This window comes from Lacipirellula sp., assembly GCF_965279485.1.
In the GTDB taxonomy this organism is placed as follows: Bacteria; Planctomycetota; Planctomycetia; order Pirellulales; family Lacipirellulaceae; genus Lacipirellula.
This window is the reverse complement of sequence record NZ_CBDIIC010000002.1, coordinates 3,645,858-3,660,780: the sequence shown is the minus strand read 5'-3', so window position 1 is coordinate 3,660,780 and position 14,923 is coordinate 3,645,858. Positions and strand designations below refer to the sequence as shown.

9 protein-coding genes are annotated in these 14,923 nt (G+C 63.3%); 4 read left to right on the top strand and 5 right to left on the bottom strand.

The annotated features are described in order from the left end of the window. The first annotated feature begins 564 nt into the window (after positions 1 to 564). The 4 genes from ACQY7R_RS22265 to ACQY7R_RS22250 all read left to right on the top strand — a co-directional run bounded on the left by ACQY7R_RS22265 (position 565) and on the right by ACQY7R_RS22250 (position 7,518). Positions 565 to 2,394, top strand: a complete 1,830-nt coding sequence (locus tag ACQY7R_RS22265; protein WP_428307750.1) for a DUF1549 and DUF1553 domain-containing protein — start codon at positions 565 to 567, stop codon at positions 2,392 to 2,394. Between the two features lie 116 nt (positions 2,395 to 2,510). Beyond that, positions 2,511 to 3,773 (top strand): DUF1501 domain-containing protein, encoded by a 1,263-nt coding sequence (locus ACQY7R_RS22260; RefSeq protein WP_428307749.1) that lies wholly within the window; start codon positions 2,511 to 2,513, stop codon positions 3,771 to 3,773. A 170-nt stretch (positions 3,774 to 3,943) separates the two neighbouring features. Further along, complete coding sequence (locus ACQY7R_RS22255; RefSeq protein WP_428307748.1) at positions 3,944 to 4,216, top strand: hypothetical protein; 273 nt, start codon at positions 3,944 to 3,946, stop codon at positions 4,214 to 4,216. A gap of 335 nt (positions 4,217 to 4,551) precedes the next feature. Beyond that, positions 4,552 to 7,518 (top strand): glycosyl hydrolase, encoded by a 2,967-nt coding sequence (locus tag ACQY7R_RS22250; RefSeq protein WP_428307747.1) that lies wholly within the window; start codon positions 4,552 to 4,554, stop codon positions 7,516 to 7,518. Between the two features lie 246 nt (positions 7,519 to 7,764). Here the strand turns inward: ACQY7R_RS22250 and ACQY7R_RS22245 are convergent, their stop codons facing one another. The 5 genes from ACQY7R_RS22245 to ACQY7R_RS22225 form a co-directional block, all read right to left on the bottom strand. Next, complete coding sequence (locus tag ACQY7R_RS22245; protein WP_428307746.1) at positions 7,765 to 10,170, bottom strand: BNR-4 repeat-containing protein; 2,406 nt, start codon at positions 10,168 to 10,170, stop codon at positions 7,765 to 7,767. A 279-nt stretch (positions 10,171 to 10,449) separates the two neighbouring features. Further along, positions 10,450 to 10,878, bottom strand: a complete 429-nt coding sequence (locus ACQY7R_RS22240; RefSeq protein ID WP_428307745.1) for a hypothetical protein — start codon at positions 10,876 to 10,878, stop codon at positions 10,450 to 10,452. Between the two features lie 85 nt (positions 10,879 to 10,963). After that, positions 10,964 to 12,007, bottom strand: a complete 1,044-nt coding sequence (locus ACQY7R_RS22235; RefSeq protein WP_428307744.1) for a DUF1559 domain-containing protein — start codon at positions 12,005 to 12,007, stop codon at positions 10,964 to 10,966. A gap of 144 nt (positions 12,008 to 12,151) precedes the next feature. After that, positions 12,152 to 12,925, bottom strand: coding sequence for a PEP-CTERM sorting domain-containing protein (locus ACQY7R_RS22230; protein WP_428307743.1), 774 nt, complete (start codon positions 12,923 to 12,925; stop codon positions 12,152 to 12,154). Positions 12,926 to 13,035: 110 nt separating this feature from the next. Then, the gene (locus ACQY7R_RS22225) at positions 13,036 to 14,913 is read right to left on the bottom strand and encodes a PEP-CTERM sorting domain-containing protein (RefSeq protein ID WP_428307742.1); all 1,878 of its coding nucleotides are present in this window, start codon (positions 14,911 to 14,913) and stop codon (positions 13,036 to 13,038) included. Between the last annotated feature and the right edge of the window lie 10 nt (positions 14,914 to 14,923).

Here is a 14,923-nt window from a genome sequence, read left to right as displayed (position 1 = left end):
CCAGAAGCCGCGGGAACGCCGAACGAGCCCCACAACAGGCGAGTCTGGGAAGCACTTCACAAGGCATCCCAGGCTCGCCTGTTCTTTTTGAGTGTTGCATAATTGAACAAGTGAGGCTTTTTGCAACAAGAGGGTTCGGGGGGGAGGGTTCGGGGTTCAGGCGGGGGGAAAAGGCTGCTACCGAGGGGTGACCGGGAGGTTGGTGGATAGTCTCTCGAGGGGCGGCGCGACCCCCGGGCGGAGCCCGGGGGTCTAGGGGGATCAGCAGGATTACTGGGCGATTGGCGGTGCGGATGCCAGGGTTCCACCCCTCCGCAACCCTCCCCTCAAGGGGGAGGGAGCCACACCATCTGCGTGGCAGCCGAGCAACTGACAACTGACGACGGACCACTGACGCTCCCGTTTCTTTGGTTGTTGGGCGTTGTCGCTTAGAATGAATCATTGAGCCGCGAGGCGCGGCGTTTCGACTCTCTTCTGATTCGCATTGAGGGCTTCATGACGGTGGCCCGTTTCGTTCATACCCTGGCCTGTCGGCGATGGCTCTGCGGATGCGGAGTCGCGGGGATGCTCTTCTTGTTGTCGGCGATCGTGCTGCCGACGCATGCCGCTGAGAAGCTCAATGTGGGCGATGCCGCAGACGCGGCTGACGCCAGCGCGAAGGCGGCAAGCGGCGGCGGCAAGGGCGAAGGCGAAAAGTTTCTGGCGGCGCCGGAGGCGGACGTTGTCGTCGCGCGGATCGATGCATTGCTGCGCGAGGGTTGGAAGGCTCACAACGTGCGGCCGTCGCGGGCGGCTTCAGATGGCGAGTGGTGCCGGCGGGTTTATCTTGATTTGCTGGGGCGGACGCCGACGGTGGCGGAGCTGGATGCGTATCTCGCACGGCGGAGCAAGACGAAGCGGGCGGAGCTCGTGAACCGGTTGCTGGGGCCCGAGTATGCAGACGACTTTGCCCGCAATTGGACGACCGTGTGGACCAACGTGCTCATCGGCCGCACCGGGGGGACGGATCGGCAGTCGATTACCAGCCGGGCGGGGATGAAGGCGTATCTGAGCGAGTGCTTTGCGGAGAATCGCCCCTACAACCAAATGGTGCGGGAGCTGATCACGGCGAGCGGCGATGCGCGGCCGGAGATGCCGGAGTTCAACGGCGCCGTCAATTTCCTGATCGAAAAGCTCGACGAGGGGGGCGTGCAGGCGGCGGCAAAGTCGGCGCAGATCTTTCTGGGGATGAGCGTGCAGTGCACGCAGTGCCACAACCATCCGTTCAACGAACATCGGCAAAATCAGTTCTGGGAGCTGAACGCCTTCTTTCGGCAGGCGCGGGTCGACGTCGAGCGGCCGGACGACGATGATCCGCGGCGGCTGGCGACGCTCAGCGACGCCGACATTGCCGGCGAAGGGAAGATGCTCGGCCGCGACAATCGCAGCGGCATTTACCTGGAGATGAAAGATGGCAAGCTGGTCGATCGCGATCAGGGGGAGCTGTACTCGGCGCCGTTGTTTTACGAGCTGCGGAACGGGCAATTGCAGGTCGCTTATCCGGCGTTCGTCGATGGGCGGTCGCTGGCGGAGATGTTTAACGAGCAGGGGCCGGAGTTTGGCAACAGCGGGCGGCTCGCGCAGGTGAATCGGCGGGCCGAGCTGGCGAAGCTGATGCTCGCGGCGCCGGAGCTGGAGCGGGCGGCGGTGAATCGGCTGTGGGCCCACTTCATGGGGTACGGATTCACGAAGCCGATCGACGACATGGGTTCGCACAATCCGGCCTCGCATCCGGAGCTGCTGGAGGAGCTGGCGAACGACTTCCGCGCTTCGGGCTTCGACATGAAGCAGCTGATGCGGTGGATCGCGCTGAGCGAGGCGTACGGGCTGAGCAGCGAGATTGGCGCCGGCAACAATGAGGACGATCCGGAGCAGGGCCGGCCGCCGCAGTTCAGCCGGTTTTACACGCGGCAAATGGGGCCGGAGCAGTTGTACGAGTCGCTGCTGACCGCGACGCGGGCCGACGCGGGGCTGAAGAAGGGGGAGCGCGAGCGGCTCAAGGAGCAGTGGCTCGAGCAGTTCAACACGGCGAGCGGCAACGACGAGGGGACCGAGACGACGAGTTTCAATGGTTCGATCCCGCAGGCGCTGACGATGATGAACGGCGAGCTAGTGCGGCGGGCGTGCAGTGCGGACAGCGGCGGGTTCCTGGCGACCGTGGCGAACAACGCCGAGCTGTCGGATCGCGAGAAGATTAACTACCTCTACCGGGCGGCGCTGGGGCGGCTGCCGGGGAAGGATGAGACGAACGTTTGCAACGAGCTGCTGGCTGCGCGGTATGGCAACGTCGTGGAGACGCTGCAGGATGTGTGGTGGGCGGTGTTGAATAGTAATGAGTTTATTTTGAATCACTAGAGACTTGCGAGAACCTTGTCATTCCGAGGTACTCCGAGGAATCCGGTTGGCGGGCCGGACCCCTCGGAGTACCTCGGGGTGACAGGGTTTAGGCGACTAAATCTGGATCCATCGACATGAATTTCACCACTCCCCACGGCATGTCTCGGCGGCACTTTATGCAGCACCTGGCGGGGGCTTCGGCGCTCGCGGGGCCGGCGCTGGCGCTCACGCATTCGTTGCGGGCGAACGCGGCGGAGCTGAAGCGGAATCATAAATCGTGCATTCTGCTGTGGATGGGGGGCGGGCCGCCGACGATTGACATGTGGGACATGAAGCCGGGGGCGGCGACCGGCGGGAAGTTCAAGGCGATCTCGACCGCAGGCGAGGGGCAGATCAACGAGCTGTTGCCGCAGGTCGCGCAGCAGATGAAGCATCTGTCGATCGTGCGGTCGATGAGCACCCGCGAGGCGGACCACACGCGCGGGACGTACTACCTGCACACGGGGTTCGTGCCGAATCCGAACGTGATTCATCCCGGCTACGGATCGGTGGTGGCCCACGAGCTGGCGGCGAAGACGGCGGGACTGGAGATTCCGCCGTTCGTGTCGGTCGGCGGCGGGAGCGAAGGGCCCGGGTTCCTCGGCATGGGGTACGCGCCGTTTCAGGTAGATTCGAACGGGCGCGTCCGAAATCTCGACACGCCGGCGGAGAAGGGCCGGATGCGCGATCGGATGGAATTGCTCGGGATGCTTGAGCGGCGGTTCATCGACCAGAATCGCGGCAGCGCGGCGGGCGAACATGCGAAGGTGCTGCGGAACACGATTGAGTTGATGTCGAGCCAACAGATGGAGGCGTTCAAGGTCGACAGCGAACCGCAGGCGATGAAGGATCGCTACGGCACGGGCGGCTTTGGTCGCGGCTGTTTGATGGCCCGGCGGCTGGTGGAGACGGGCGTGCCGTTCGTCGAGGTCTCGATGGGGGGCTGGGACCTGCATCAAAATTGCTTCACGACGCTCGAGCAGAAGCTGCCGGAACTCGATAAGGCGATGAGTGCGCTGGTGGAGGATCTCGACGAGCGCGGGCTGCTCGACGACACGGTCATCTTGTGGATGGGCGAGTTCGGGCGGACGCCGCGGATCAACGAGACGGCGGGCCGCGATCACTGGGCGCGAAGCTGGAGCGTGGTGCTGGGCGGCGGCGGAATCCCCGGCGGGAAGGTGATTGGCGCCACGAACGAAGATGGCACCGCGGTGACGACCGAGCCGTACAGCAGCGAAGACCTGATGGCGACCGTATGCCGGGCGATGGGGATCTCGCTGGAGACGGTCTTCACGGCGAGCAATGGGCGGCCGATGAAGATTGCGAATGGGGGGAAGGTGATTTCTGAGCTGGTGTAACTGGCTTGGCTTGCAAGTTTCTCGCAGAGGCGATCTTTTAAGTCTCTCGCAGAGGCGCAAAGGCGCAGAGGAACGCAAAGAAGAAATTAATAAAGAGCGCGTGAGAACGGATGGATTCCGACTCTTCAGATAATGCGATGGTTGGCGCGGGGGCTTCAGGATCGGCCGCTGTGCATGAGCCCGATTGGGTGGCGATTGAGCGCGAAGAGGCGCGGCGAGCCCGACTGCCGATTTACATTGCGCTCGGCGTCTGCGCGGTACTGCTGCTCCCGATAGCGGCGTTTGGCTTCCTTGCCCTCGCCGCTTTGGGGTTCAGTATGACGCGATCCGCTCTCGTTCATCGCGGCGAAGGCTGGCTGTTTGGCGCCGGTCTGGGGGCGTTCTTTATGTTGATTTCCGTTCCATTGCTGTTGTTGATGGTCGTTGGTCGGTTCTTTGGTTGAGTTGATTTCTCTCGCAGAGGCGCAAAGGCGCAGAGAAACGCAAAGAAGGCGGCGGAGCCTTCTCCATACATCCTTTCCTTCATCAGTCCTTCATTCTTCCTCCTTTGCGATCCTCTGCGCCTTTGCGCCTCTGCGAGAGACTTATCCGCCTGCCAATTCGCGGGAGAATCGGCCCGCATAACCCCTACAGCTGCAATCGTTTGCATTCTTTGTAGCAGGCAACGAGAATCGATTGGGTAGCTTGCCTCCGGCGGTTTTTGCCCGCTGTTCGCCCCGCGCGTCGTGATCTTGGGGAGGGGCGTTGTCCGTCGCGTCGATCCCGTGGGTGCGTCTCGGTGAACCGTTTGAATTTCAATTCCGCACCGGCCGCGCTCGTTTGCTTGATCGGTCTGCTCGCATGTTCCGTCGATCGCGCTGCGGCGGAAGCGGAGGAGGCGTTCTTTGCGGAGCAGCGGAGTTCGCTCACGCCGCTCGTGCCGCTCGAGCAAGGTTGGGACGACCCGCCGCGCGAGGCGCGGACGCGGTGTTGGTGGTGGTGGCTTAACGGCAACGTGACGGCCGAGGCGATCACGCGCGATCTGGAAGAGATGAAGGCCAAGGGGTTCGGCGGCGCCAACATCATCGACGCCGGCGGCGCCACGCAGACGGGGCACGATCCGGTGCCGCATGGGCCCGACTTCGGTTCGCCCGAGTGGCGAGTGTTGTTTCTGCATGCGTTGGCGGAAGCCGACCGGCTGGGGCTGGAGATCGGCGTCAACATCGTCAGCGGTTGGAACATGGGCGGGCCGACGGTGACGCCCGAGCAGGCGTCTAAGAAGTTGACGTGGACATGGACCACCGTCGATGGCGGCGAGTTGGGCGCTGCGATCGATGTGCAGTTGGAACAACCGCCGACCGTGGGCGACTACTATCGCGGCGTTAAGGTGATCGCGTTCCCCGATCCGGGCGAAGCGCCGGCGACGATCGAGCGGTTTCGGCCGAAGGCGTATCACGACTATCCGGGCGGCTCGAACGCGAACGACGCGGGCTGGCTGCTGCACCCAGGCGGCGGCAGCGCGGCGAGCGTCGTCGATCCGCAAAGCGTGCGCGATATCTCCAGCGCAGTCGACGAACAGGGACGTCTGCAGTGGCACGCGCCGCCGGGACAGTGGCGAGTGGTTCGGCTCGGCTACACGCTTTCGAATTCAATCGTCTCGACTTCGAGCGATGGGTGGAACGGTTGGGCGATCGACTATCTCGACCGACATGCGTTCGACAAATACTGGGAAGACGTCGTCGCGCCGATTCTAGACGAAGCGAAGCCGTACCTCGGCAAGACGCTGCGTTATCTGCAAACAGACAGCTGGGAACTCGGCCCCGTGAACTGGACGCCGCAACTGCCGGCGGAGTTCGCGAAGCGACGCGGCTACGAGCTGGATTCAATGCTGCCGGCGCTCGCGGGATACGTTGTGGGCGATCGCGCGACTTCGAATCGGTTCTTGGCCGACTTCCGCCGGACGCTAGCCGAGTTGATTGCCGAGAACAACTACGGCGCGTTCGCGGAACATGCGCACGCGAACGGGCTGGGGATTCATCCAGAGTCGGGCGGGCCGCACGCGGCGCCGATCGACGCGCTGCTGTGCCTGAGCAAGAGCGACGTCATGATGGGCGAGTTTTGGGGACAATCGCCGCATCGCCCGACCGACGACTCGCGATTCTTCACGAAGCAACCGGCGTCGGCCGCGCATCTGTACGGTCGGCGAACGGTGCTGGCCGAGGCCTTCACAACCATCGGCCCGCACTGGGAAGAGGGCCCGCGCGAGCTGAAGCCGGTGTTCGATCGCGCGGCGTGCGAAGGCTTGAACCTCACGATGCTGCACACGTTCGATTGCTCGCCGCCGGAGATGGGGTTGCCGGGGCAGGCGTACTTTGCGGGGACGCATATCAATCCGAACAACACGTGGTGGCATGCATCGGGGCCGTTCTTCGCGTATCTGAATCGCTGCCAATTTCTGCTGCAGCAAGGATTGCCGGCGAACGACGTGCTCTACTTCTACGGCGAGAACGTGCCGAGCTTTGTGCGCGTGAAAGAAAACGATCCGGCCCGCGTGCTGCCGGGCTACGACTACGACGTAACGAACGCTGATGCGCTGATCTCGCGCACGCGGGTCGAAGCGGGACGAATCACGCTGCCTGACGGGACGAGCTATGCGGCGCTCGTGCTGCCTGCGTGCGGCAACGGCTACGGGCTGGAAGCGCTGCGGCACGTCGCGACCCTGGTCGACGGCGGGGCGACGGTAATTGGTGAAAAACCGAGCACGCCGATCGGGCTGGCAGGCGGAGCTCAAGCGGCGGCGGAGTTCGCGGCGCTAACGGAGCGGCTGTGGCCGCAAGAACTGGCGAAAGACGCCGCAGGGCAGGGGGGCGCTGCAGCGAACCGCGTGATCGCTGGCAAGCCGACGCGCGAGGTTTTGCGGCAGCTGGGCGTTTCGCAAGACTTCGAGTTCCTCTCGCCGACGGGAGACCAACAGGTCGACTTTATCCATCGGCGGACAAGCGAAGGCGATTTGTACTTTGTCGCCAATCGACTCGATCGTTGGGAGACGGGCAAGGCGATGTTCCGCGTCACGGGCCGGCAGCCGGAGTTGTGGGATCCAGTGAGCGGCGAGCGTCGCGACGCGACGGCGTTCACGCAAAATGAAAACGAAGGGCGAACCGTCGTCCCGCTGATGTTGCCGCCGCATGGCTCGACGTTCGTCTTGTTCCGACGACCGGTCGCCGAGGAGGTAGCTAGCGAAGCGGCGCCGCATGAGCGGTTCTATCGGTCGATCATGAAGATCATTGGACCGTGGCGAGTTTACTTCGATCCGGCGCGCGGCGGGACGGGCGAAGTCACCTTCGGCGCTCCGGGAAGTTGGACGTGGCGCACCGAGGAGGGGAACAAGCATTACTCGGGGCCGGTCGACTATCGGATCACGTTCGAGATGCCGCCGGGAAGCGTCGCCGCCGCGAAGAAAGCGGGGCGTTCGTTTTGGCTCGACCTCGGCGAGGTGAAGAACATCGCCGAGGCGGAACTCAATGGCAAGCCGATCGGCACGGTATGGACGGCGCCATTTCGTTTCAACGCAACGCCTGCCATGCGCGAAGGGGCGAACGAGCTGAAGGTCACCGTTACCAACTTGTGGCCCAATCGATTGATCGGCGACGCGAAGCTGCCGCCGGAGCAGCGAATCACGCGGACGAACATTCGGAAGTTCAAGGCCGATAGCCCGCTGATGCTGTCGGGGATGCTCGGTCCAGTGCAGGTGCTGGAGCGGGAGTGAACTTAGCTAAGAAAGCGATGCGAGAGCTCTGGGCTCACGACAGTCCCGTAGGGACGCGCTATGAGAGCCCAGGGCGCAGCCCTGGGTGGTTAGCCCCGAAATCACGGTAGCCCTGAAAGGGCGCGCTTCGATTGCAGCATCACGACTAAGCGCGCCCTTTCAGGGCTACCGATCCAATTCACATCGTATACCCAGGGCTTCGCCCTGGGCTTTCACAGCGCGGCCCTTCAGGCCTCAGTTTCGGCCTCAGCGACGACGCGCCGCGATCAACGAAGTTGCCGCGACAAGCAGAAGAGCCGTGGTCGCGGGTTCTGGGACGGCGGTTTGGGCGATCGCGGCGGCGGGCGACCAGGTCTGGCCGTAGTGGCGTTGCCACACGAGGAAGTCGGCGCCATCGCTGACGCCGTCGCCGTTGGCGTCGGCGGCGTTCGTCGTACCGAAGGCGCCGCGCCAGATGGCGAGGTCGGCGGCATTCACCGAGCCGTTCAGGTCGAAGTCGCCAGGGATTTGGTAGACGACCTCGCCCATAAGCGGCGTCGAATCGCCGGCGAGTAGGAACTGAAACGCGAGGTCGGTCGCGCCGTTCGGATCGAACAAGGCGCCAAGCGTGAAGGCGGCGTGCTTGTTGAACGCCATCGCGCCGCTCATCAGCAGCTCAGAAACTCGCGTGGCTGAGGCGTTCGCTTCGAACCACTGCCCGCCGCTGGCGTTCTGATCGTCGAGGCTAAGCCAATCGCCGGCGCCTGGTTCGAGCGAGCCGTCGGCTGAGCTGATTGTGTAGCCGTCGATCGCGACGTCGAAGTTCGACATGTTGCGGACGGTCGCCTCGCCGGTGAGCGGATTCACGAACATCACGAGGTTGTTGTAGCCGACGTACTCGACGACGCCGTTGCGAGTGCGGGCGGCGGTGGTGTACTCAAATTTCAGGTCGCTCGACTGAATCGCTTGGGCGAGTGACGCGGCGTTGGTCGCCATGGCGTGGCCAAGAGTCGCCGTCGCGGCGTTGTTCAGTTGGAGCGAGTTGAACGGATTCAATTCGCTGAGCCGAGTCGCTAGGTTGTTCGCTTCCTGCCAACCGGGGCGCGATTGATCGGCGAGACTCGACCAACCAGCGGGGTTGAGCGAACCCGCGGCGGAACTGATCGAGTAGCCGTCGACGGCGACAGTCTCGCCCGTGGCGTTGCGAATCGTCGCGAGGCCGGTGCTGCGATCAACGACCAGGTGGAGCTTCGGCGCCGTGAGGTCGGCGAAGAAGGCGTTGGCGTCCCATTCAAGGACTTCAATCGGCGAACCAGTTTGGCCCAGGCCACTCGGCTGATAGAGGAAGCTGAGGACGCGATCTTCGCGCCAGCGGTTGATGTCGTAGGTCGGCTCCCAGTTGCCGAGGTCTTCGGTCGTGAGATCGAGCGTTTGCCAATCGTTCCGTTGCGGGCTGACGCTGTAAGCGATCGTGAGCCCGTTGGCGTCTTGGTTGTCGCGGTAGGCGACGATCGCGCGGTTGGCGTCGTCGATGACGACGATCGGCCGAGCCATGTCGCGGACGACGGCCTCGGTCGTCTTCGCAGGGCCGTCGATCGTGCGGTGACTGATCTGCGAGGTCTTCCACTGCGAGTGCGACTGATCGTACCAGGCGAACATGTACTGGCGGGCGTGGTCTCCTTGCGGGGCGCCCGGAGCGTACCAAGTGGCGAGCACCGGCTGGCCGAGCTTGTCGACCGCCATCGCCGTGGTGTTGATCAGGCTGCTCCCTTCGGGCAGGTTGATCGCGACCTCGGCGTTTGATTCGTAAATGGGCGTCGTGTACGGGACGCCGGCCATGTTGGTCCAGGTGGCGCCGTAGTCGTTCGAGCGGGCGTAATTAATGTTGTGATTGGTTTGAAAACCGGGCTCGCCGGTGGTCGTGTCGCCGCCGGTGCGCCAGGTCCAGGTGGCGTGCATCTCGCCGTTGGGACCGAAGGCGAGTTCGTTGGGGTAAGCGTTGACGTCGGGCGACGTGCTGCCGGGGGCGTTCTTGCCAATCCAAATGTCATTGGGCCCGGCGCCGAGTTCGCTCCACGAGTCGGTCGCGGTGTCGTAGCGACGCATGCGGTAGTCGCCGCTGCCGGAGGCGCCGTTGCGATAGGCGAAGAGCAGGTCGCCGTCGGGGAGATTGTAGAAGTCGGGGTAAGTGACGGCCGTGTTGTAGAGGCCGGTCATCGAGTTGGGCGCCGCGGCATTGCCGACGGAGCCGCCGATGAGATTGATCGGATTCGAATTGAGGACCGACGAGGTCGACTTGGTGTAGAGGAAATTGTTCGAGTGCATCCCCCACGACATGTGGAAGATGCCGTCGCCGTCGACTCCGATGCTGCTGATGTCGTGATCGTCGTTGATGTTGTAGGCGGTGAACTCGGTGCGAAAGATATCCCAGGTCGATTGGCCGGTACGGCGGCGGCCGATGGCGATCTTGCCGTCTTGCTGGTAGTAGCTGGTGAACTGGTAATCGCCGACGGTGGTGAGGGCGTTGCGCTTGATGGGGACGGCGTTGATGTTGGTGTTCGCGCGAGCGAAGTCGTTCGTCGCGGGGTTATCGTCTTGGATGATGCTGCGCGTGACGAAGTTTTCTGCGTGCGCGACGGGGGCGATTGCGATGAGCGCGAAACCGCACACCATTGGGCGGAGTTTGCGGAGCAGGCGCTCCGATCGTTGCAATGAAGTTTGTGTCATTCCGCAGAGTCGCGCGTGAGGGTCAATCAAAGGGCTGTTCTGGCTCCCTCCCCCTTGAGGGGAGGGCTGGGGAGGGGACCACACGGTTCTAGTTTCTTAGAATCTGTTGCGAGATCGTTGTTGAAGCGTCTTCAGGTAGCCCTGCGCGCAGCGAGGTCTATCGGCGTGGAAACCGACCCCCGGGCGGAGCCCGGGGCTAGGGTGCGTGCGGGTTTGCGGCGTGACTTAGAACTTCTCGACGAACGGCTTGCCGCCGTCCCAGGTGAGTTCGAAGTTGAGGTCGTCGCGCGGGACTTCGACGGTGGCGGTGAGGCCAGACGCCGTTGGATCGCTGAATTTTTTCGGAGCGTGCCAGCGATGAGAGGTTTCGCTGAGTTGTTCATTCCCGGAAATGGTGACGACGTAGTCGCCGGCGATGGCGCCGTCGCCGCGCTCGTACGTTGACAGCACATAGCGACCGTCGGCGTCCAAACGGCCGCTTGATGCGCGGCCTGTCGCTGGTTTGAAGACGACGACGCCGAACTTCAACGGCTGCCCATCGACGGTAATTTTTCCGGAAATGGGGACCCGTGTGGGCCGACCGTCGCCGCATCCGAGCAGGCCGCATGCCAGGAAGGCAACGAGGAGCGATGATCTCAACTGGTACGCAAACACGCTGCTATCCGTTTGGGTTCTGGGAACGTCTGTCGTAATAAAGCGAGCGGCTTACCGTCGTGACGAGACTTGCCGTGCCCCGAATTTAATTGACCACCGCAATGTCGCCGTCGGCACGAGTCGAGAGATACATGTAAGCATTCGCGTCGATGCCTTCGTTCAGGAAGGTGGCATGCGCGTCACCGAAAACGAAGACAGCGCCGCCGGCATGGCGACTGGCGAAACCGCCATTAGTGCGGTTGCCGGCCACGTCGATCACGCCGCCGACGCCGCCCGGTTCGCCGGGAATGGAATTGATTTGAGTGGCTGTCGTTCGCAAACTCGAGTTCCAACGATTGCCGTTGGTCCAAATGTTGGAATTGACGACCTTTCCGTCGGTAGCCATTTCACCGTAACCGTTGATGACTTCACCAGCGAAAATGGTGTTGCTGAGGCCGTCTGATATTTCGGCTGCCTTCATCTGACGTGCGTAGAAAAAGACGCCGTCGCCGTTCCACTTGTAATCGAACGGGGGAGTCGGACTAAGGAGAGGATTTGCTCCGGACTTATTGATCGAAGTAACGCTGCCCGAGCATAAGGCGTAGCTACCGGTGGCATACTGATAGCGCGTCGGTGCAACGTGGGCGTAGTCGGCAAATTCCTTGTTGTCGCCATCCGAAGGACAAGCCATTAATTCAGGACGTTGCCGAACGCCTTGCTGGACGCCCGTATCGACAATCCAATCGGTCGCACCAGTCGTGGCCGACCAGAGGGGAAATTGCTCGGGCTGCAGCAAATTGTAGAGGGCTTGCTGTTCAACGTACGGGAGGATGAAGACGAATCCGCTGGCGCCGCTGCCTGCCATCTCCACGCCCTTGGAACTCTTGCGCGAGGAGCAGTCGACGCCGTCGAAGGCGGTCACTCCGGTGGCGCTCTCGCAACCTTTGCGTGCTGCAGGAAAGCGCTTCTTGGCGTCTTCGACGCCAATCAGCCCGAGGCCGACTTGGCGCAGGTTATTAATGCACTGCGAGCGCCGAGCCGCTTCGCGAGCCGCTTGGACGGCGGGGAGCAGTAGAGCGACTAAGACGCCGATGATGGCGATGACCACCAACAGTTCGACGAGCGTGAATCCTGCGGCGCGACGTTTCATCTTCCTATTCCTCGGACGCTGGGGGACGTTCCGTTGTACGTTCCGCAGCAACGCTGCGGCTCTCGACTAAAACTGCTCGCAAGCCGACGCCGCCCCTAGCTGCCCCCAACCGGGGGCGACGGTCGACTTACGCTGACTCGCTGACTACTTCCGCCGCCGTGATGCGGCGACGGCGCCGATCATGCCGACCGCGGCGAGCGACAACGCCGCCGGCTCGGGGACGACCGACAATTCAAAGTTGCTGACCACGCCGCCCGTGCCGGCAGTCGTGTTGCTCGTGCGACTGAACCCGACGCCGCCAATTCCCGTGTTGGCGCCCGCGGGCAGATTTTGCGTCGTGCCGCGCTGAACGCCGTTGAGGAAATAGGTTGCGGTCCAGGTCGCCGCCGTCGTGTCGAGGACGATCTTCACGTCAACCGGCGCCAGCGGGCTGACCAGATCGCCGTTCACGCCGGTGAGCGGATTGGTTGTATTGATGCCGTTGAAAAACTCTTGGTCGTTAGCCGTCGCGTTGTTGCGCGTCAGGCCCCAGGCGTAGGCGCTCGCGTTGGAGTGCCGCATGCTGGCGTTGGTCGCGGTCCAACTGCCGCCCGCAGGAACGGCCGGGAAGAACCCGACGGCGATCCAATCGGCGAACGTGTTGAGGACCGTGGCCTTTAACGTGTAGACCGTGCCGCTTTGCGGTGCGAACGGCAGATGAGCCGCTTGCCCGGTAGCGTTACCGACCACGGTGCCGACAGTTCCGTTATCGAGGTAGACGGAACCCGCGGCCCAGTTGGCTGCGGTCGGCCCGACTGCCTTTCCATTGAGGGCGGCTCCAGTTCCACTGAAGTTTTCCTGGTAAATGACGGCTGCCGCCGCCTGACTCGCCGCGAGCGCAATCGTCGCCGCCCATGCGAGTCCCAAAAGTCGTTTCATTAGGCGTCTCCCAAGTTGCTTCGTTCAAGACAAGGTGCACTAGGAACGTTGATGCCTCTTCGCTTGTTGCCGTAACTTCTGCTCTGTCCTCTTGAGGCGCGACCTTTCGCTCAGCGGCTGCGACGGGCGCCAACCGCCGCAAGGCCAATGGCTCCGAGCAGCAGCGCCGCGGTCGCAGGTTCCGGTACGGCGGCCGAAGCGACCGTCGCGGCGCCAGCGCCGAAGTTGCGTTGCCAGATCAGGAAGTCGGCGCCGTCGCTCTTGCCGTCGCCGTTGGCGTCGGAGTTCGCGTTGACGCCGTAGTCGCCCTTCCACTTCGTCAGATCGGCGGCGTTGACCAGGCCGTTGCCGTCGAAGTCGCCGGGAACCGACGGCGCGGTGATCGTTCCGTAGACCACGGCGCCGGTGCGGGCCGTCGTTTCGCCGCTGAGGAGGAACTGGAACGTCAGATCCTTCTTGCCGGACGTTTCGTTGTAGGCGCTGCCGATCGGGAGCGACTGGTTCGTCGTGAGGTTGACCGATCCGCCGAACTTCAACTCCGAAATGCGGTTCGCGCTGACGTTCGCTTCCTGCCAATCGCCGCCGGCGGCGTTCTGGTCGTCGAGGCTGCTCCACTGGGCCGTGTCGAGGGCGCCGAACGTCGAGGCAACCGTGTAGCCGTCGAGCGAGATCGGGAAGTTCGACGTGTTGCGAATCTGCGTCTGACCGGTCGCCGGATCGACGAGCAGCGTCAGGTTGTTGACCTTTTGCGAGCCGATGTAGTTGATAATGCCGGTGCGAGTAACGCCGCCGTCGGTGTAGGTGAAGGCGAGGTCTTCGGTGGCGTCGCCCAGTGCGACTGGCGTCGGAGCCTGGAACAGGTTGCCGAGGGCCTGCGACCCGCCGCCCGTAATGTTGAGCGTGCCGCTGGGATTCAGTTGGCTGATGCGGTTCGCACTGGAGTTGGCCGTCTGCCAGGTTCCGCCGACGGGAGTGAAGTTAGCCAAGTTCAAGGCGCCGAGGGTCGCCGATGAAACGGAGAAGCCGTCGAGCGCGATGGCCGAGCCGCCGGGATTGCTGATCGCGACCGCGCCGGTGCCGCGATTGACGTTGAGCACCAGCCGCTGCTCGATGCCCAGTTGGACCAGCTTGCCGTTCGTGCCGCCAGCTTGCGTCCGGGTGGCGAAGACCTGGCCGAGCGGAAGGTCCTTCGCTTTCGAGGCGTCGATCGCCGCGAATTCGCCGGCAACATTGTTAACGTCGAACAGGTTCCAGGCGTTGCCGATGGTTGGCGTGATGCCTGCGGCGAACTCCAGGGCCAGCGTGCCGTTCATGCCGACCGTATTGGCCTTCAGAGCCGAGTGGCTCGTGCCGCCGGCGACTGCGGCGCCGGTGATCTGTGCAATGAGCGTGCTGGTGCTTTGAAATCCAATCGTGTCAGTCGCCGTAAAACTGACGTTCGGCCCGATGACTCGCGTCGTGCGGGCGAGCGTTGCGTTGCCGACGTTAACGGTCGCCGAACCGGAACCCGTCGTGCCGCCGAGGGTGATCAACGAGCTCGTGTTGCCGCCACTACTCAGGTTGAGCGCCGTAAGCGACGCGCCGCGATTGACGGTGAGGGTGCCGCGGCCGGTGGTCGCCTGGCCGACGATGAGGTTGCCATTGGAAGCGGGAAAACCAGGATCGAATACAGCGGTGAGACTCGCGCCGGAGTTCATCGTGAGTTGACCGGTCTGATTGTCGGCATTGCCGAGAATGAGTCCACCGATCGTCGGGGCGGCGGCTGCAAGGGTCGCCTGGCCGCCGTTGGTGATCCGCGCGATGTCGGAGTTTGCGGCCAAGTCGGGAACGACGGCGAGGTTCCAATTGGCGCCATTCATCCAGTCGGCTGGCGTCGCGGCGGCGGCAGTCCAATCGTCGAATACAGCGATTTGCGCGTGAGTGGTGGCGGCCGTCCACTGAACGCCCAGCAGGGCGGCGACGGCCAAGAGTCGTGCAAAATATTTCATGGCAGACTAA